The 16,658-nt window shown below is 73.8% G+C and carries 14 protein-coding genes and 1 pseudogene; 4 read left to right on the top strand and 11 right to left on the bottom strand.

All coding sequences use genetic code 11. The features are described 5' to 3' along the window. Positions 1-29: 29 nt before the first annotated feature. From ABT129_RS37210 to ABT129_RS37175, 8 genes are all read right to left on the bottom strand, one after another. Positions 30-1,262, bottom strand: a complete 1,233-nt coding sequence (locus ABT129_RS37210; protein ID WP_351910557.1) for a cation:proton antiporter domain-containing protein — start codon at positions 1,260-1,262, stop codon at positions 30-32. A 149-nt stretch (positions 1,263-1,411) separates the two neighbouring features. Continuing rightward, the gene (locus tag ABT129_RS37205; RefSeq protein ID WP_351910555.1) at positions 1,412-2,656 is read right to left on the bottom strand and encodes a cytochrome P450 family protein; all 1,245 of its coding nucleotides are present in this window, start codon (positions 2,654-2,656) and stop codon (positions 1,412-1,414) included. After that, entirely contained in the window at positions 2,653-3,882 is a 1,230-nt protein-coding gene (locus ABT129_RS37200) for a cytochrome P450 (protein WP_351910553.1), read from the bottom strand. Before ABT129_RS37200 ends, ABT129_RS37205 begins: the two co-directional genes overlap by 4 nt. Beyond that, entirely contained in the window at positions 3,879-4,496 is a 618-nt protein-coding gene (locus ABT129_RS37195) for a GTP-binding protein (protein ID WP_351910551.1), read from the bottom strand. Before ABT129_RS37195 ends, ABT129_RS37200 begins: the two co-directional genes overlap by 4 nt. Beyond that, positions 4,477-4,830: a DUF742 domain-containing protein gene (locus ABT129_RS37190; protein WP_351910549.1), complete on the bottom strand. Its 354-nt coding sequence runs from the start codon at positions 4,828-4,830 to the stop codon at positions 4,477-4,479. Before ABT129_RS37190 ends, ABT129_RS37195 begins: the two co-directional genes overlap by 20 nt. Beyond that, positions 4,827-5,228 carry a roadblock/LC7 domain-containing protein gene (locus tag ABT129_RS37185; protein WP_351910547.1) on the bottom strand — a complete coding sequence of 134 codons (402 nt, stop codon included), beginning with the start codon at positions 5,226-5,228 and terminating at the stop codon, positions 4,827-4,829. The genes ABT129_RS37190 and ABT129_RS37185 overlap by 4 nt, the downstream gene beginning before the upstream one ends. Continuing rightward, positions 5,225-6,907, bottom strand: a complete 1,683-nt coding sequence (locus ABT129_RS37180; protein WP_351910545.1) for an ATP-binding protein — start codon at positions 6,905-6,907, stop codon at positions 5,225-5,227. The genes ABT129_RS37185 and ABT129_RS37180 overlap by 4 nt, the downstream gene beginning before the upstream one ends. A 223-nt stretch (positions 6,908-7,130) precedes the next feature. Further along, the gene (locus ABT129_RS37175; protein WP_351910543.1) at positions 7,131-8,084 is read right to left on the bottom strand and encodes a terpene synthase family protein; all 954 of its coding nucleotides are present in this window, start codon (positions 8,082-8,084) and stop codon (positions 7,131-7,133) included. A 339-nt stretch (positions 8,085-8,423) separates the two neighbouring features. Here ABT129_RS37175 and ABT129_RS37170 point away from each other — a divergent pair, with 339 nt between their 5' ends. Both ABT129_RS37170 and ABT129_RS37165 read left to right on the top strand, forming a co-directional pair. Beyond that, entirely contained in the window at positions 8,424-10,151 is a 1,728-nt protein-coding gene (locus ABT129_RS37170; protein ID WP_351910541.1) for an amidohydrolase, read from the top strand. Between the two features lie 31 nt (positions 10,152-10,182). Continuing rightward, a complete protein-coding gene (locus ABT129_RS37165) occupies positions 10,183-10,962 on the top strand; it encodes a helix-turn-helix transcriptional regulator (RefSeq protein ID WP_351910539.1) in 780 nt (259 codons plus the stop codon). Between the two features lie 377 nt (positions 10,963-11,339). Here ABT129_RS37165 and ABT129_RS37160 read toward each other — a convergent pair whose 3' ends face one another. The 3 genes and pseudogenes from ABT129_RS37160 to ABT129_RS38140 all read right to left on the bottom strand — a co-directional run. Then, complete coding sequence (locus ABT129_RS37160; protein WP_351910537.1) at positions 11,340-13,355, bottom strand: ABC transporter permease; 2,016 nt, start codon at positions 13,353-13,355, stop codon at positions 11,340-11,342. Between the two features lie 92 nt (positions 13,356-13,447). Next, complete coding sequence (gene modA, locus ABT129_RS37155) at positions 13,448-14,257, bottom strand: molybdate ABC transporter substrate-binding protein (protein ID WP_351910535.1); 810 nt, start codon at positions 14,255-14,257, stop codon at positions 13,448-13,450. Between the two features lie 92 nt (positions 14,258-14,349). Beyond that, a pseudogene (locus ABT129_RS38140) lies at positions 14,350-14,524 on the bottom strand (MerR family transcriptional regulator); the annotation flags it as partial. Positions 14,525-14,918: 394 nt separating this feature from the next. Here ABT129_RS38140 and ABT129_RS37150 point away from each other — a divergent pair. Together ABT129_RS37150 and ABT129_RS37145 are read left to right on the top strand one after the other, a co-directional pair. After that, the gene (locus ABT129_RS37150) at positions 14,919-15,587 is read left to right on the top strand and encodes a HEAT repeat domain-containing protein (RefSeq protein WP_351910533.1); all 669 of its coding nucleotides are present in this window, start codon (positions 14,919-14,921) and stop codon (positions 15,585-15,587) included. Between the two features lie 2 nt (positions 15,588-15,589). After that, entirely contained in the window at positions 15,590-16,609 is a 1,020-nt protein-coding gene (locus ABT129_RS37145) for a HEAT repeat domain-containing protein (protein WP_351910531.1), read from the top strand. Positions 16,610-16,658 lie beyond the last annotated feature (49 nt).

Raw genomic sequence — 16,658 nt, 5'->3', positions numbered from 1 at the left:
CGCCCCCGGGGGGCGCCGGGTCCGCCCCCTCACTCCGCGCCCCGGGGCTCCGGGGCGGTGCGCCGGTGGCGGGCGTAGAGCCGGCCGACGGGCTCGCCGCTCAGGCCGTGCAGCACGATGCTGACCATCACGGTGATCACCATCACCCGGGAGATGAAGTCGCCGCCGCCCGCGGCGGGCAGTTCGATCGCCGCGAGGAGACCGAAGACCACCGAGGTCACGCCCCGGGGCCCCATCCACCCCAGGAACAGCCGGTCGGACAGGGACAGATCCGTCCCGACGAGCGCGAGCAGCACGGGCACCAGGCGCACCAGGGTGACGGCGAGGAGGGCGTACAGGACGACGGAGAGGTGGAAGCCGTCCCAGAACTCGTCGCCGACCAGTTGGCCGAAGAGGAACCACAGGCCGAGCGTCAGCAGGGTGACCAGGTCGTCGGTCATCGTCACGGTGCCCTCCGGGAGGTGCCGCAGCGCCGGGGCGACGCAGACACCGGCGACGAAGGAGGCGATGAAGCCGTTGCCGCCCAGTGCCCCTGCCAGGGTGTACGCGGCGATGGGCACGCTCAGCACCGCGAGCCTGGTCGCGGCGGGCAGCGTCCAGCCCCTCGCCCACGAACGGCGCAGCACCCGGCCGGCCCCCCAGCCGACGAACGCCCCGGCGCCGACGGCCCAGCCCGCCGCGCCGACGGCGTCGAGGAGGGCCTCGGCGTAGTCGTCGCCCGGTGTGTGGGACTGGGCCGCGGCCGCGACGCAGAGCAGGAACACGGGCGAGACGATGCCGTCGCTCAGGCCGCCCTCGACGTTGAGCACCTCCCGGAGACGCGCCGGGATCCGCCGGTCCCGTACGACGGCCGCGGCGGGCGCCAGATCGAGGGGGACGACGACGGTCGCCAGCGCCGCCAGGACCCATCCGGGCCGGTCGGGGAAGAAGACGAGCGCGGCCAGGAACGCGGCGACCAGGGTCAGCGGCAGCGCGAGGCCCAGGAGACGGGCGACGACCCGCCGCTCCCGCCGGATGACCCCCGCCGGAACCTCGGTCGCGTCGACGAAGAGGAGCAGGGCGAGGACGACCTCCACCGAGCGTTCGAAGCCGGCCAGGTCGCCGAGGTCGAAGACGAGCGGCGGGTCCGAGCCACTGGTGAGGGCGAGGCCCGCCCCCATCATGGCGATCGGCGCGGTGATGCTCCACAGCGCGAGCCGGCGCGACAGGACGCACCAGGTGAACAGAATGCCCGCGATGACGGTGACGGCAAGCAAGACCAACCGCGCTTTCGGAGGGTTCCCGGAAAGACGCAGCCTAGGACGCGTGCCGCGCCTGCCCGTGCGAGCACGCCGACAGCGGCCCTTCCCCTCACCCCCGACGCCACCGCTGCCCCGGCCCTCCCAGGGGGGAGGCCGGGGCCCGGGGTGCGTCAGACCAGGTGCACCGGCAGGTCGAACAGGTCGTTCTGCGTGACGACCGGCTTGTTGCGGAGCTCCTCGCGCGGCACCGCGAGACGGAGCTCCGGGAAGCGCGCGTACAGCGCGGGCAGGGCCACCGCCGCCTCCAGGCGGGACAGCGCCGCTCCCGGGCAGACGTGCGGGCCGTGGCCGAAGGCGATGTGACGGTTCGGCGTGCGGGTCACGTCGAACGCGCCCGCGCTCGGGCCGTGCTGGTCCTCGTCGCGGCCGATCGCGCCGAACGACACGATCAGGGCGTCGCCCTTGGGCAGGATCCGGTCGCCGACCTCGATGTCCTCGGCCGCGAACCGGATCAGCACGTGCGAGGTCGGGGTCGACCAGCGCAGGGTCTCCTCGACGACGTTCTCCCACGGCACCTCGCCCTTGAGCACGAGGGCGCGCTGCTCGGGGTGGGTCTCCAGGGCGACGACGGCGTTGACGATGAGGCTGATCGTCGTCTCGTGGCCCGCCGCGACCATCAGCTGGAGGGTGTTGGTGATCTCCTCCGTGCTGAGCCGGTCGTCGTCCTCGGCGGCCTCGATCAGGGCGCTGGTGAGGTCGTCGCCCGGGTTCTCCTTCTTGCCCGCCACGATCCCGGCGAACAGGGTGCCCAGGTCCGCCATCATCTGCGGCACCTCCTCGGGCGGGGTCTGCGTCGAGAAGAACTTGTCGAACAGGGCCTTCATCCGGGGATGGTCGGCCTTGTCGACACCCATCAGCTCGCTGACCACGTTCATCGGCAGCGGGTAGGCGAACTCCGCCTTCAGGTCGACGACCTCGCCCGCCGGCCGCTCCGCGAGGCGGTCGAGCATCGACTCGGTGAGGGCCTCGATGCCCGCGCGCAGCCGGTCCACCCGGCGCGCGGTCAGCGCCTGCGCGACCAGGGTGCGCAGCCGCCGGTGCTCGTCGCCGTCGACGGTCAGCATGGACCTGCCGGGGTTGGCCAGGCCGATCAGGGGCCAGTCCAGGGGTATCTCGCCGCGCTGCCAGGCACCCCACACGCCGATGTCCTTGACCACGCGCGAGTCGGTGAGCAGCTTGCGCGCCTCGGCGTGACGGGTCACGGCCCAGCAGGGCACCCCGCCGGGCAGCACGACGCGGGCCAGCGGCCCGGCCTCGCGCAGCCGGGCGCTCTCGGTGTCGAGGTCCGAGACGAACGGGTCCAGGGTGATCACATCGGTGCCGGACGCGGCGGTGTGGTCGTACGGGCAGGTCATGCGAAGGCTCCAAGCGCGGGGGTCGGGGTGTAGGTCACGGGGAGCGCGGTGAGGCCGCGCAGCCAGGGGGAGGGGCGCCGGGTGAGCGCGCCCTCCCCGACCGCGAGATCGACGTCCGGCAGCCGGTCGAGCAGGACCTCGATGCCCGTCCGGGCGATGGTCTCGGCGACCTCCTGGGCCGGGAAGGGGCAGCGGTGCTCGCCGTGTCCGAAGGAGAGGTGGGCGTTGTTGCCGCCGGTGAGGGCGCCGGAGTCGGCCCGTACGTGCGGGTCGGAGTTGGCGGCGGCCAGGCCCAGCAGGACCAGGTCCCCGCGGCCGATCATGCGACCGCCGAGGTGGGTGTCGCGCGAGGTCCACCGGCCGGCGACGTTCTGCGTGGGGGTGTCCTCCCACAGGACCTCGTTCATCGCCTCGCCGACGCTGTGCCGGCCGCCGGAGAGGGAGGCCGCGAACCGGTCGTCGGTGAGCATGAGACGGAGCGAGTTGCCGATCCAGTCGGCGGTGGGCTGGTGCCCGGCCGCCAGCATCACCATGAGGTCCTGGGCGACCTCCTCGACGGTGAAGCCGGCGGTGTTGGCGATCATCCGCGAGGCGACGTCGTCGCCGGGGTTCTCCGCCTTGGCCGCGAGCAGCGCGAACATCGACTCGCCCAGGTGGCGCTGGCCCTCCAGGGCCCCCTCCTGGCCGTTGATCATGTCGTTGAGGGCGGTCACCAGGCCCGGGCCCTGCTCGTCGGCGAAGCCGTACACGCTGGCGAGGACCCGTACCGGCAGCAGCATCGCGTACTCGGCGATGATGTCGCAGGAGCCCCTGGAGCAGAGGGCGTCGATGAGTTCGTCGGCGAAGCGCTCGGCCCGCTCCTTGAGGACGAACGGGTCGACGGCGTCGAGCGCGTCGGAGATGACCCCGGCCCGCTCCCGGTGGCGCTCGCCCACGGTGTACAGGATCGACGGCTGCCTGCGGCCGATCATCGGCAGCAGCGGCCAGTCCGCCGGGATCGCGTCCCACTGGTTCCACAGCTCGGAGTCGCGCGAGAAGAGGACCGGGTCGCTGGTGACCTGGTGCAGTTCGCGGTAGCCGAGGACCAGCCAGGCGGGGATGCCGCCGTCGAGCAGCACCGGGGCGACGGAGCCGTGCTCGCGCCGGATCCGCCGGTACAGCTCGGAGGGGTCGGTCTGGAACTGGGGGCCGCTCAGCGGGACCGGCTGGGGCGCGGGGTGGGTCACGGGGTGTGCTCCGGAATCGGCTGCGGATCCGAGGCGACGAGGGTCTGCAGGTGTTCGACGAGCGAGATGAGGACCTGCTTGCTGGACTCGCGCGACCGGGCGTCGCAGAAGACCAGGGGGACCTCGTCGGCGAGGTCGAGTGCCTCGCGGATCTGGGCGGGGGTGTGGGCGGGTCCGCCGAAGTCGTTGCAGGCGACGACGAACGGGGTGCCGTGGTGTTCCAGTCGGTCGACGGCGTACCAGGAGTCGGCGAGCCGCCGGGTGTCGACGAGGACGACGGCGCCGAGGGTCCCGGAGAAGAGCCGGTCCCACAGGAACCAGAACCTCTCCTGGCCGGGGGCGCCGAACAGGTAGAGGACGTTGTGCGTGTCGAGGGAGATCCGGCCGAAGTCGAACGCCACGGTGGTGGCGGTCTTCGCGGCGACGCCGACGGTGTCGTCGATTCCCTCGCCCGCCTGCGTCATCGTCTCCTCGGTGTTCAGCGGACGGATCTCGCTGACCGAGCGGACGAGGGTGGTCTTGCCGACTCCGAACCCGCCGACGACGACGATCTTCAGTCCGTTGTCGGCGGTGCTGTGCAGGGTCTGGCGCTGTTCAGAGGCTACGGAGTCCAACGAGCACCTGCTCCAGGATGTCGTGATCGGGAAGGCGGTACGTGGGGCGCGGGTGGCGCGCGCTGATCCGGCCGGTGGCCTGCATGTCGGCGAGCAGGATCCGGGTGATCGACACGGGCAGGCCGAGCCCGGCCGCGACCTCGACCACGGCCGTGGGGAAGCGGCACATGCGCAGGATCGCGGCGTGCTCGGACTGCATGCCGGGGACGGGGTCGCTCTCGGAGACCACCAGCGTCACCAGGTCGAAGGAGTCGGACCCGGCACGGCTGCGACCGCCGGTCACCGTGTAGAGGCGGTCGGGGGAGTCGTCCCGGCCCGGCCTGGCCCGGCTCATCCCCGGGGCCTGGCGACGAGGTGCTCGCCCAACTGCTCGACCAGTTCCGTCATGTTGTGGCCGACGAGTCCGGCGTCGGCGTCCTCGTCGGCGACCAGGGCGAGATGGGCGCCGTCCCCGGCCTCCACGATGAAGAGGATGCCGCCGTAGAACTCCGCCATCGCGGAGCGGACCCCGCCGGTGCCGTCGCCGAACTCCACGGAGGCGCCGTGCGACAGGCTCTGGATGCCCGCGGCGATCGCGGCGAGCTGGTCGGCCTGGTCGACGGAGAGTCCGGGGGTACGGCAGAGCTTGAGGCCGTCGCGGGAGAGCACCAGCGCGTGACGGGCGGCCGGGGTGCGTTCCAGCAGGCCCTCCAGGAGCCAGCTGAGCTTCTCGTCGGTGGTGGAGCCGGTCATCGCGGATTGCCTTCCGAATACGGGGAGTTCGAGGACGGCGACGTGCGCGGTGCGGTCGCCCGGTCCTGGGGGTGGGACGGGTCGGGGGTCTCGGCGGGGGTGCCGGTGGTCGCGGGCGCGTCGGCGCCCTCGCCGTCGCCGGCGGTCGCGGGTCCGCCCTCCGGCCGGGTGCCCGTCCCGCGTACGGCCCGGTGGAAGGAGCCGAAGCGCGGCGGGGTGGCGGGGGCCGCCTCGGTCCGCGGAGCCGTCCGGCTCTCCTTCGCGGGTGCGTCCGTGGTCTTGAGCTGGGAGGCCAGGGTCTCTCCGCGACGGCGGCGCGGGAGGACGATCGCGTCCGTCTCCGGCTCCGGTGCGTCGGTGTCGGACGCGGGGACGGGTGCGGATGCGCGCACGGGCAGGGCCTCGGGCTCGGGTTCCGGCTTCCGGGGTCCCGGAAGGGTGGCGGCGGGGGCGGTCACGCCGCGGCCCGCCACGGGGAGTGGCGCTTCGCCGGGCGCGTCGGCCGGCTTCTCGGCGGCGTGGCTGATCAGGTCCTGGGGCAGCATGAGCAGGGCGCCGGTCCCTCCGCGCGCGGACGGGCGGAAGGACACGGTCAGGCCGTGCTTGCGGGCCAGCCGGCCGACCACGTGCAGGCCGAGGCGGGTTCCGGAGAGCCCGGCGAGGTCCTGGGTCGCCGAGCCTACGGCGGCCTCGGCGCGCCGCAGTTGCACCTCGCTCATGGCCAGGCCGCTGTCCTCGACGGTGATGACGACGCCCGCCGGGACCTCCTCCACGTAGACGTGCACCTCGGCGCTGGGCGGGGAGAAGTTCGCCGCGTTGTCCAGGAGTTCGGCCAGCGCGTGCATGACGCCCTCGGCGGCGTGGCCGGCCACGGCCGCCTCGCTGCCGGAGTGGAGCCGCACCCGCTGGTAGCCGCCGATCCGGCCCATGGCGCCGCGCAGGATCGACTCCATGACGATCGGGCGTGCCCAGCGCCGGCCGGAGCGGGCTCCGGTCAGCACGGCGACGGAGTCGGCGAGCCGCCCCGCCTGCGCGGTGCGGTGGTCGAGGTGGAGGAGGTCGGTGAGGACGTCCTCGTCGGCGTGCCGGTGCTCCATCTCCCGGAGGTCGGCCATCATGCTCGTGGCCAGGGCCTGCATGCGTCCGGCGGCGTTGGCCGCGGCGGCCAGCGCGGCCGACCGGCCGGACTCGGCGCGGCGCAGCCGGCTCTCCAGGTCCTTGACGTCGGCGGTCCGTGCCTCGACGAGCCGGGTCGTCTCCGCCTCGTGGGCGCGGACGAGTTCCTCGGCCCGTGCCGTGTGGCCCATGGCGGAGGCGGTGGCCTCCGCCGCGTGACGTTCTCTCAGCGCCGCGGTCTCGGCCTCGTGACGCTCCTTCAGGGCGAGGGCCTCACGCTCGGCGGCGGCCTTGAACCGGCCGACGTAGGCCTCGCGGGAGGCGAGTTCGGCGGCGAGCGTCTCGGCCCGCCCGCCGTGGGTCCGCGCGGTGCGCGCGTACCAGGTGACGGAGAAGGCCGCGGCGGACAGCAACAGGACGCCGCAGACGGCGAACCAGCCGAGCGCGGGGCGCACCCCGGCCGGTGCCGCGGCGATCGCGGCCGCGGTGAGTGCGCCGGTGGCGGCGGCCGTCAGGAGCGCGGCGATCAGGGCGGGGCGGAACGGGGTGGGTGATGCCGACATCAACCAGACTCTCGGGTGCGGGCACGGAAGAAGGAGGTCGCAACGACGGAACTATAGATGCGTTCTTGATCAGTTCGGAACGCTCGTGAGGGGATTGATATGCATACAGAGCATGAATCTTCCAGTCCCGTGCCCAGGAAAGTCGGATTTCAGAGGGTCTCTGACCGGTTCTCAGTTCGTCGGTCGTTCCCGCGAAGCGGGGCGCCGGGCGTCGCCGGGAGCCTCAGTGGTCGTAGCGGCCGGTGCCGATCTCCCAGCGGTGGTAGCCGCCGATCCAGGCCGCGAGGCCCCCGACGTACCGGTGGGCGGCCTCGCGGCCGGCCGGGTCGAGCCCGAGCAGGTCGCAGATCCCGGGCACCTGGGACGAGAGCTCCGCGAAGCGGTCGACCATCGCCTGCGCCTCGCGCATCACCTCGACGGCCGCCTCCTCGGGGGTGCCGCCGCGCTCCTCGCGGACGATCATCACCAGGTTGGCGACATCGCCCCGGGCGAGTTCCTGGGCGTAGGAGTGCACGTCGTTGGTGAACGACGGTATGTCGGCGGCGAGCTGGCGCATCCGGCGGAAGGCGGGGTGGTGCAGCGCCTCCTGCGGCAGCTCGAACCGGTTCAGCCGCTCGACCATGTCGAAGAGCGTCTCCATGGCGGCCGTGCCCCGGCGGAGCGCCAGGTACTCCTCCCGGTCCGGGAGCAGGCCGGAGAGCCGGCCCGCGGCCTCGGCGGGATGGCAGGCGAAGTACCACTCCCAGTGGTAGGCGGACCGGGCCCGCCAGCGGGCGGACATGCCCTGCAGGCTGCGCTCCCAGAGGTCGGCGAACGCCCGCTCGACGGGGGTCCGGGCGCCGGGCTCGGGTCCGTCCCCGTGCACGAGGGACGTCAGGCGGGTGCAGAGCCGCGCCACCTGTGCCGGGGCGCGGCCGAGACCGGTGTCGAACCGGTCGTCGAAGAGGAAGTAGAAGCTGAGCAGGTCGGCGGCGAGGGTGAGGTCGGCGGTGGCGCAGTCGGGGCTGGTGAGCGCGGCGAGACGGGGGACGTCCCACTTGGCGTAGGCCGCCGGGTGGATGGCACCGGACAGCCCCTCGTGACGGAGCAGCCACCCCTCGTGATCGTGGGCGATGGAGCGCTGGTTCGGGTTGCTGCGGAGTGGAAAGGGCAGATCGAGCACTGCGGCGTTGAACACGGGCCCCCCAGGTCTTGATCCCGGGTGATCTTCAAACGCTCCCCGGCGCGACCGAAGAGTACTTGACGTGATCATCAACTGTCAGGAACGTCCAGAAAGTTACTTGTGAGTTGACGGATGATCAGTACCCGGGACCCCCGCCGCAAAACCCCCCGGGCTCCGTGCCACCGGAGGCTCGGCGCAGTCCGGAGCGCGCGCCCCGGTCCGCGAGCCCCGGTCCGCGACCGTGCGCGCATCGGTGGAACGACCGATGCGCGGGGAGCGGGCGCGTCGCCATAGTCCTCGGGAGATCGTCTCCGGGCGACCGAGCGCGCCCGGACTCTTCGAAAGGACCCCTCAGTGGACACGTACGCGGACCTGGTGTTTCTCGACGGACGGGTGGTCACGGTCGACGCGGAGTCCACCGTCGCCTCGGCCCTCGCGGTGACCGGCGGGATCATCACCGCCGTCGGCGGGCGCGGCGACGTGGAGCCCCTCGTCGGACCCGGCACCCGCGTGGTCGACCTCCGGGGAGCGACGCTGCTTCCCGGCATCAACGACTCCCATCTGCACGGCTGCGCCTTCGGCATGTCCACGCCGCCGCTCTCCCTCGAACTCGGCCATCCCGCCGTGGCCTCCCTCGCGGAGGTGGCCGGAGCCGTACGGGAGGCCGTCGGGCGGGTTCCGGCCGGACAGTGGGTCACCGGGCACGGCTGGGACACCGGCTACCTCGACGAGTGCGTGGCCGATCCGGCGCGGCAGCCCTCGCGCCACGACCTCGACGCCGCGAGCCCGGACCACCCGGTCGTCCTGTACTCCTTCTCCGGACACGCCACCTGGGTCAACTCCCGGGCCCTCGCGCTCATGGGGATCGACCGCCACACCGTCGCGCCGCCCGGCGGGGCCGTCGTCGTGGACGAGGCCGGCGAACCGACCGGGCTGCTCCACGAGGGGGCCCAGGCCCTCGTCCAGAACGCGCTGCCGCCGCTCAGCCGCCAGGAGCGGACCGACGCGATCAGGTCCACCCTCGCCACCCTCGCCCGGCTCGGCGTCACCAGCTACACCGAGCCCGGGCTCGGCCCCGGCGGCGACGGCATCATGCGGGGCGCGCTCGGGGCGGAGACCCTCGACGTCTACCGCGAACTGCTGGCCGGGGGCGAACTGACCGCCCGCCTCGGCGTCCTCCTCCTGCCCACCGGAATGACCAGCACCGCCGAGGAGTTCGCCGAGGGCCTCACCGCCCTCGGCCGGTCCGGCGACCCGTCCGGAGCCGGGGCGGGAGAGGCCGATCCGCGCCGCCTCGCGATCCACGGCGTCAAGATCTTCGCCGACGGCATCGTCCCCAACAGGACCGCCTGGATGCACGAGCCGTACGTCGGCGGCGGCTGCGGCTCCCTGTGCGTCGGCGGCGCGACCGACGCCGAGCGGACCGCCGCGATCGAGGCCATGATCCGGCACGCCCACGCCGCCGGACACCAGCTGGGCGTCCACGTCACCGGCGACCGGGCCTGCGACGCCGTCGCGGACGCCTTCGCCGCGGCCCTCGCCGCACACCCGAGGCCGGACGCCCGCCACTACGTCATCCACGGCGACTTCCTCACCCCGCACAGCATGGAGGTGCTCGCCGCGCACGGCCTCGGCGTCAACATGAACCCCACCATCAAGTGGACCGTCGCCGACATGGAGGAGGACTTCGTCGGCGCCGAACGGGCCGCGTACGCCTGGCCGTACCGCGATGCCATCGACGCCGGAGTACGGGTCGCCAGCGGGTCCGACGCCCCCGTCACCTTCCCGGACTGGCGCCAGGGCGTCGCCACCATGGTGCTGCGCGAGTCGAAGGCCGCCGGGCGGGTCAGCGGCCCCGAGCAGCGCGTCGGCGTCGCCGAGGCCATCCGTACGTACACCATCGAAGCGGCCTGGCAGGACTTCGCCGACGACTGGAAGGGCTCCCTGGAGCCGGGCAAGGTCGCCGACCTCTGCGTGCTCGACGGGGACCTGCTCGGCGCCGACCCCCACGACATCCCGGGGATGCCCGTCGTCCTCACCGTCGTGGACGGGAAGGTCGTGCACGACACCCTTCGTCTTTGACGTACGGCGTACACATGATCATCCTGGGGGAATGGCAGCGGAACGGAGCACGGCGGACGTCCTGGACGCGGCCCTCCACGTCCGCGAGGCCGCCAGGAGCGCCACGCGTGGTGCGGCCGGCGTCGACACGGTCCTGGCGGCGCTCTCCCGGGTGATGGAGTACGACCACGCCTCCCTGGTCCGGTGGGATCCGCTGCGCCGGCGCCACACCACCCTCGCCGGAAGCTACCCGGACGACGCCACGGCCTACATCGAGACCCGCCTCCACCGCGACCCGATGTTCCCCGTGCTGCACAGCCCGGCCCGGGGAGGGGTCTGGCTCAGGGACGCCCCCCGGCGGCTCCTGGCCGCCTCCCCGGGGTACCAGGACGTGCTCTCCCCCCTCGGCATCGAGGACGGGGTGGCCCAGTGCCTGTTCGCCGCCGACGGCCGGTACGTCGGCATGCTGAACGTCAGCACCCGCCGGCCCCTGCGCACCCCCGATCCGGCGCGCTCGGTGGTCACCCTGCTCACCGAGGCCCTCGCCGCGACCGTCGACCCCGGCCCCGCCCCGCACCCCGGTCCGGCCCCCGCCGAGGACGTGCGGGGAGCGGCCGGGAGCCGACGGCCGGGCGGCCTCTCCCCGCGGGAACTCCAGGTGCTGGCCGAGCTGACCGCCGGCCGCACCAACCGCGAGATCGCCGAGCGGCTGTACATCACGCCGCGCACCGTGGGGACCCACATCGAGCACATCCTCGCCAAGCTCGACCTCCCCAACCGCGCGGCCGCCGCGGCCCGGGCCGTCGCCTGGGGCATCGAACCCACCGCGTGACGCGGGACCGCCCGCGCGGTCGGATCCCCCGGACCTGACCCGGGCCGCGAGCCCTGACGGCGGGTCGACCGGCCTCGTGCAGGGGGAACCGGCGGGCCCCTGCGCGCCGAACACCGCGGACGACGCGCAGGGCCTCCTGGCCGGTTGTCCCGTCGCGGTGAGAGCCACTCCGCCGCGCCGGGCCGGTGCACGCCAGTGAATCAAGGGTCGCGGGGCGAAGGCGATTGGACCGAGGTACGGAAAACAGGCCACCGGGGGAGGGGGCGGTACGGCGGATCATCCAAGAGGGAAGAGCGTCGGAAAGGGTTGCATCTGCCAGGCTCAGGTGCGGGATTGCATCGCTGATGCGGTTCCGTGGTGTCGGCGGCGGGTCGATCTCACAGGGCCACCACCGTCACCTCGGTCGCCTTCACCCCGGTCCACACGGACACCCCGTCGGCGAGGCCGAGTTCGGCGGCGGCCCCCGGGGTGATCTCGGCGACCAGGTCGGGCGCCCGGTCGGAGGTCACGAGCACCCGCAGCCTGCTGCCACTGGCCGTGATCTCGCGGACGGTGCCGGGCCAGACGTTACGGGGGCTTCCGCCGGGCCTCTCGCGGTGCACGGCCACGGCCTCCGGCGCGATGACGGCGAGCGCCTCGGTGCCGGGCGGCAGCGGCTCGGCGGTGATGAGGGTGCCGCCGTCGAGGAGGGCGAGGCCGTCGGCCGTGGCGATGCCGGCCCAGGCGTTGCCGCCCAGCATCCGGGCCACCCAGGGGGAGCGGGGGTGCCGGGTGACCTCGGCGGGCGTCGCGTCCTGGACGGTCCGGCCCTCGTCGAGGACCAGCACCCGGTCGGCGAGCGAGACGGCCTCGACGGGGTCGTGGGTGACGATGAGGCAGACACCGCCGAAGCCGGCGAGATGGGTGCGCAGGGTGTGGCGCACATGGGCGCGGGTGGTCTGGTCGAGCGCGGCGAGCGGCTCGTCGAGGACGAGCAGCCGGGGCCGGGCGGCCAGGGCCCGGGCCAGGGCCACGCGTTGGGCCTGGCCGCCGGACAGCTGGGCCGGCCTGCGCTGCGCCAGGTGCCCCACACCGAGCCGGTCGAGCCAGGACCGGGCCTCGCGGCGGGCCTCGGCGCGTCCGACACCCTGGGCGCGCAGCCCGTACGCGGTGTTGGCGAGCGCCGTCATGTGGGGGAAGAGGGCGCCGTCCTGCGGGACCCAGGCGACCCGGCGCCGGTGCGGCGGAAGGCCGGTGACGTCGGTGTCCCCGAGCGTGAGTTCGGCGTGGGCGCGGGGGGTGAGTCCGAGGAGGGCGCGGAGCAGGGTCGTCTTCCCGGCGCCGTTGGGCCCGACGACGGCGATCGTCGTACCCGGCTCGGCGTCGAGGGTGAGGCGGGTGAAGCCGGTGACCTCGGCGTGCAGCGACCAACGTTCCCCGGCGGGGGCGGACGGCCGCGCGGCACCGGCCGGTGCCCCGGCCGCGCCCGGGCCCGCCGCGCCCGAGTCCTCGACGGCCGCGTCCGTCGCCACGGGGCCCGAGGCGGTCGAGCGGCCCGTCGGCACCCCGTCCGTCCCGCCCTCCGGGGCCGTGGGCCGCGCCCGGTCCGTCGGGGTGCCCGTCCATCGGCCGCGCAGGGCGACGAGGACGGCCATCGCGATGGCGAGCAGCAGCAGGGAGACGGAGGTGGCGGCCTCGGGTTCGTCCTGGAGGAGCAGGTAGACCTGGAGGGGCAGGGTCTGCGTGGTGCCGGGCAGGTTGCCGGCGAAGGTGATCGTGGCGCCGAACTCGCCCAGCGCCCGCGCCCAGGTGAGGGCCGCGCCCGCGACGACGCCGGGCGCCACCATCGGCAGGGTGACGGTGAAGAAGACCCGGACGGGCGAGGCGCCGAGCGAGGCGGCGGTCTCCTCGTAGCGGGGCCGGAGGCCGCCGAGGGCGCCCTCCAGGCTGATGACGAGGAACGGCATGGCGACGAAGGTCGCCGCGACGACGGCCCCCGAGGTGTGGAACGGCAGGGTGATGCCGAAGGTGTCCTCCAGCCACGGCCCGAGGAGGCCGCGCCGGCCGAAGGCGAGGAGCAGGGCCACACCGCCGACGGTCGGGGGGAGCACCATCGGCAGCAGCACCAGGGAGCGCACGAACGCCTTGCCGGGGAAGGACACCCGGGCGAGCAGCCAGGCGAGCGGGACGCCGAGGAGCAGGGAGAGCCCCAGGGCCCAGAAGGAGACGAGCAGCGACAGCTTCAGCGCCTGGACGGTACCCGGTGAGCTCAGGTGGTCGGAGAGTTCGCCCCACTCGGTCCGTACGAGGATGCCGATGAGCGGCAGCGCCAGGAAGGCCACGGCCGCCAGCGCGGGCAGCGCCAGGGCGAGGGGCGGACGGGCGCCGGTCCTGCGTACGCCTGCTCGTTTCATCGATGACCCCGAAGAGATGACGGCAAGAAGAGAAGGGGCTGTCCGCACCCCCGGTACGGACAGCCCCTCACGATCCGGTTGATCCGGTTCGGTCAGGGCTTCTGGAAGCCCGCGTCCTGGAGGATCTTCTGGCCCTCGGGCGAGGAGAGCCAGGCGACGAAGGCGGCCGCGGCCTCGGCGTTCTTGGAGTCCTTGATCGTAGCGGCCGGGTACTTCGCGATGGCGTTCCGGTCGTCCGGGATCTCGACGGCGTCGACCTTGTCCTTCGCGCTCTCGGCGTCGGTCTTGTAGACGAGGCCGGCGTCGGCCTCGCCGAGCTCGACCTTGCTGAGGACGGCGCGGACGTTGGGCTCCTGGGAGACCGGCTTCACCGTGATCTTCTGGGCGTCCAGGACCTGCTTGCTGTACTTGCCGGCCGGGACCTGGGGCGCGGCCAGGACGACCTTCAGCTTGGTGTCGGCCAGGTCCTTCAGGTCGTCGACCTTGAACGGGTTGCCCTCGCCGGTCGCGATGACGAGCCGGTTCTTCGCGATGATGCTCGGAGTGCCCGTCTCCGCCTTCACCTTGTCCATGCTCTTGGTGTCGGCGGTGACCAGGACGTCGGCGGGCGAGCCCTGCGAGACCTGGGCGACGAGCTCCTGCGAACCGGCGAAGGAGAAGGTGAGCTTCGTGCCGGGGTGGGACTTCTCGTACGCCGCGCCGGCGGTCTTGAAGACATCGGTGAGCGAGGCGGCGGCGAGGACCGTCAGGTTCGCCCGGGGCGCGGCGCTCGCGGAGCCGGAGGGGGTGGAGCCGCCGGTGTCCTTCTTGGTGTCGTCGTTGCCGCAGGCGGCGAGCGGGACGAGCAGGGCCGCGGTGAGGGCGGCCGCGGCAGCGCGGCGTCCGGTGAGGGTGAGGGACATGGGGGCGAACTCCTTGGGGACGAACGGAAGGTGCGGAGTGAGGGGCCGGCCGCGCCGACGGCCGAGGTGCTTCGGTCGTGCGTGAGGGGTGGTCAGGTGCGCGCGAGGTGCACGCTGGTCGACTTCACGCGGGCGGTGGCCTGCATGCCGACTTCCCGTCCCGGTTCCTCCCCGGCCTCGCGGGCCGGGAGGGAGACGATGCGGTCCGGCCCGGATCGTCCGCCGTTCCGCGATGTCACCGAGCGTGATCGCGGTGGCGAGGGCCGGTGCCCGGCAGGCGTGCGGGCCGGCCGGTCGAATAGGACTGCATGTGCGACACCGTAGGTCGCCTGGCCTCTTATCTGCAAGAAGCCTGTGGGACTGTCCATCGCGGATGCGAGGGGGCTTGGAGGAACGGACAAGCTCCGGCCCGACCGCCGAGAAGGGGTCCCAGCGGGGCCTCGCGGCGGCACCGGGGTCGCGTGCGGACGGTCGACCGTCCGGTGCCGGCGGGTCAGGCGGTCAGGAGGTCGGGCGGTGGCGCGGGCCGGCCGGCCGAGCCGGCCGCCCACGACCTCGTCGCGGTTGGTCTCGTCGGGGTGCGGTCGGAGGCACGCGGTGTGGTCCGCTTGACCTTGACACGGTGACAAGGTCTTCACTGACGGCCGAGGAGGTGGTCCCCATGACCATGCCGAAACAGGCCACGGACCCGACGCGCGTTCTCCAGGGGCTGGCGGACGACCGTTCGTCGGTGCGGCTGCGGGCAGCGCTGGCGGTCGGCACGACCCCGGACCCGCGGTTCGTCGACAGGCTCATCGAGCGGTGCGCGGTCGAGCCCGATTTCTCCGTCCGCGAGATGCTCACCTGGGCGCTCACCCGACACCCGGCACCGGAGACGGTCCCGGGGCTGCTGCGGGAGCTCCGCTCGGAGCAGGCCCAGGCACGCAGCCAGGCGCTGCACACGCTGTCCAAGATCGGGGACCGGCAGGCGTGGCCGGCGCTCACCCGGGCTCTGCTGACCGACGCCGACGACGAGGTGGCGCGGAGCGCGTGGCGGGCGGCGGTCGTGCTCGTGCCCGAGGGCGAGGAGTCCGCGCTGGCAGGAGCGCTGGCGACACAGCTGGGGCGCGGCGGGCGCGAGACGCAGCTGAGCCTCAGCCGGGCGCTGATCGCGCTGGGCGAGGCCGTGACGCCGGCCCTGAGTGCCGCGATGACGGACCCCGACCCCGCCGTACGCGCTCACGCGATGGCCACGGAGCGGCTGTCGCGCGACCCGGACGCCGGGTTCGAGTTCGCGATCGAGGAGGCGAAGCGCGTGGTGGCCCTCGGCGGGAACGGGGAGGCGGGGTAGCGGTGCTGATCGGAGACGTGGCACGGCGGTCCGGGGTGAGCGCCCGCATGCTCCGGCACTACGAGGCGCTCGGCCTGGTGCGGCCGACGGGCCGCAGCGGCGCCGGCTACCGCGAGTACTCCGACGAGGACATCCGGCGGATCTTCCACATCGAGAGCCTGCGCTCCCTCGGCCTGTCGCTGCGGGAGGTCGGAAGCGCCCTGGGCGATCCCGGCTTCGCCCCCTCGGCGCTCGTCGACGACCTCATCCGCCAGACACAGGACCGCATCGCGCGGGAGACCGCCCTGCTCACGCGGCTCCGCCGGATCGGCGCGGCGGAACCCGCCGACTGGGAGGACGTCCTCCAGACCGTCGCCCTCCTCCAGGCCCTCGGCTCGAAGAGCGCCGGGACACGTCAGCGCGCGGCCCTGTCCTCCGTGGTCGAGGAGGTTCCGGTGCCGGTGGAGGCGCTGGTCGAGGCCGCGCTGAGCGAGCGGGACCCGCACGTCGCCGGAGCCCTCCGCTGGGCGCTGGCGCGGGCCGGCGACGGTGGCGAGGCGCTCCTCGCGGAGGGCCTCGGCTCGCCCCGGGCGACGGTCCGCAGGCGGGCCGTCCAAGCACTCGCCGAGCTGACGGGCGCCGAGGCGACGGCGCGGCTGCGGGACGCCCTCACCCACTCCGACGTCGCGGTCCGCCGGTGCGCCGCCCTGGCGCTCGGGGGCCGGGGAGTGGCCGACGCGGTGCCGACGCTCCTCGACATGATCGTCGAGGAGGCGAACGACGTCGACGCGGCCGACGCCCTGGGCGCGCTGGCGCGCGATCGCGCGTCGGCGGACCGGATCGCCGCCGGGCTCGTCGACCGCCTCGCCCGCGCCACCGCCGACGTGCGGGCGCGCCGACGGCTGACACAGGCGCTCGCGGACATCCCGGGCGCCACGGCGTCACGCGCCCTCGCGGAGCTGGCACAGGACGAGGACCGTGCCGTCGCCCTGACGGCGACGTACCTCCTCACGCTGCGCGAGTCCGCCGGCCCTCGGACCTAGGGCCTGTCGTCACCTTCCCGTCTGCCCCGGGCGACGACGGGAAGGTGAC

The organism is Streptomyces sp. NPDC002057 (assembly GCF_040296665.1).
Lineage (GTDB): Bacteria > Actinomycetota > Actinomycetes > Streptomycetales > Streptomycetaceae > Streptomyces.
This window is presented reverse-complemented; position numbering and strand designations above follow the sequence as displayed.

Bases quoted from the DNA above. Each gene is read 5' to 3' on its own strand.
- ABT129_RS37205 (WP_351910555.1), bottom strand. From the start codon at position 2,656: ATGACCTGCCCGTACGACCACACCGCCGCGTCCGGCACCGATGTGATC.
- ABT129_RS37190 (WP_351910549.1), bottom strand. From the start codon at position 4,830: ATGAGCCGGGCCAGGCCGGGCCGGGACGACTCCCCCGACCGCCTCTAC.
- ABT129_RS37185 (WP_351910547.1), bottom strand. From the start codon at position 5,228: ATGACCGGCTCCACCACCGACGAGAAGCTCAGCTGGCTCCTGGAGGGC.
- ABT129_RS37180 (WP_351910545.1), bottom strand. From the start codon at position 6,907: ATGTCGGCATCACCCACCCCGTTCCGCCCCGCCCTGATCGCCGCGCTC.
- ABT129_RS37165 (WP_351910539.1), top strand. From the start codon at position 10,183: ATGGCAGCGGAACGGAGCACGGCGGACGTCCTGGACGCGGCCCTCCAC.
- ABT129_RS37160 (WP_351910537.1), bottom strand. From the start codon at position 13,355: ATGAAACGAGCAGGCGTACGCAGGACCGGCGCCCGTCCGCCCCTCGCC.
- modA (WP_351910535.1), bottom strand. From the start codon at position 14,257: ATGTCCCTCACCCTCACCGGACGCCGCGCTGCCGCGGCCGCCCTCACC.
- ABT129_RS37150 (WP_351910533.1), top strand. From the start codon at position 14,919: ATGACCATGCCGAAACAGGCCACGGACCCGACGCGCGTTCTCCAGGGG.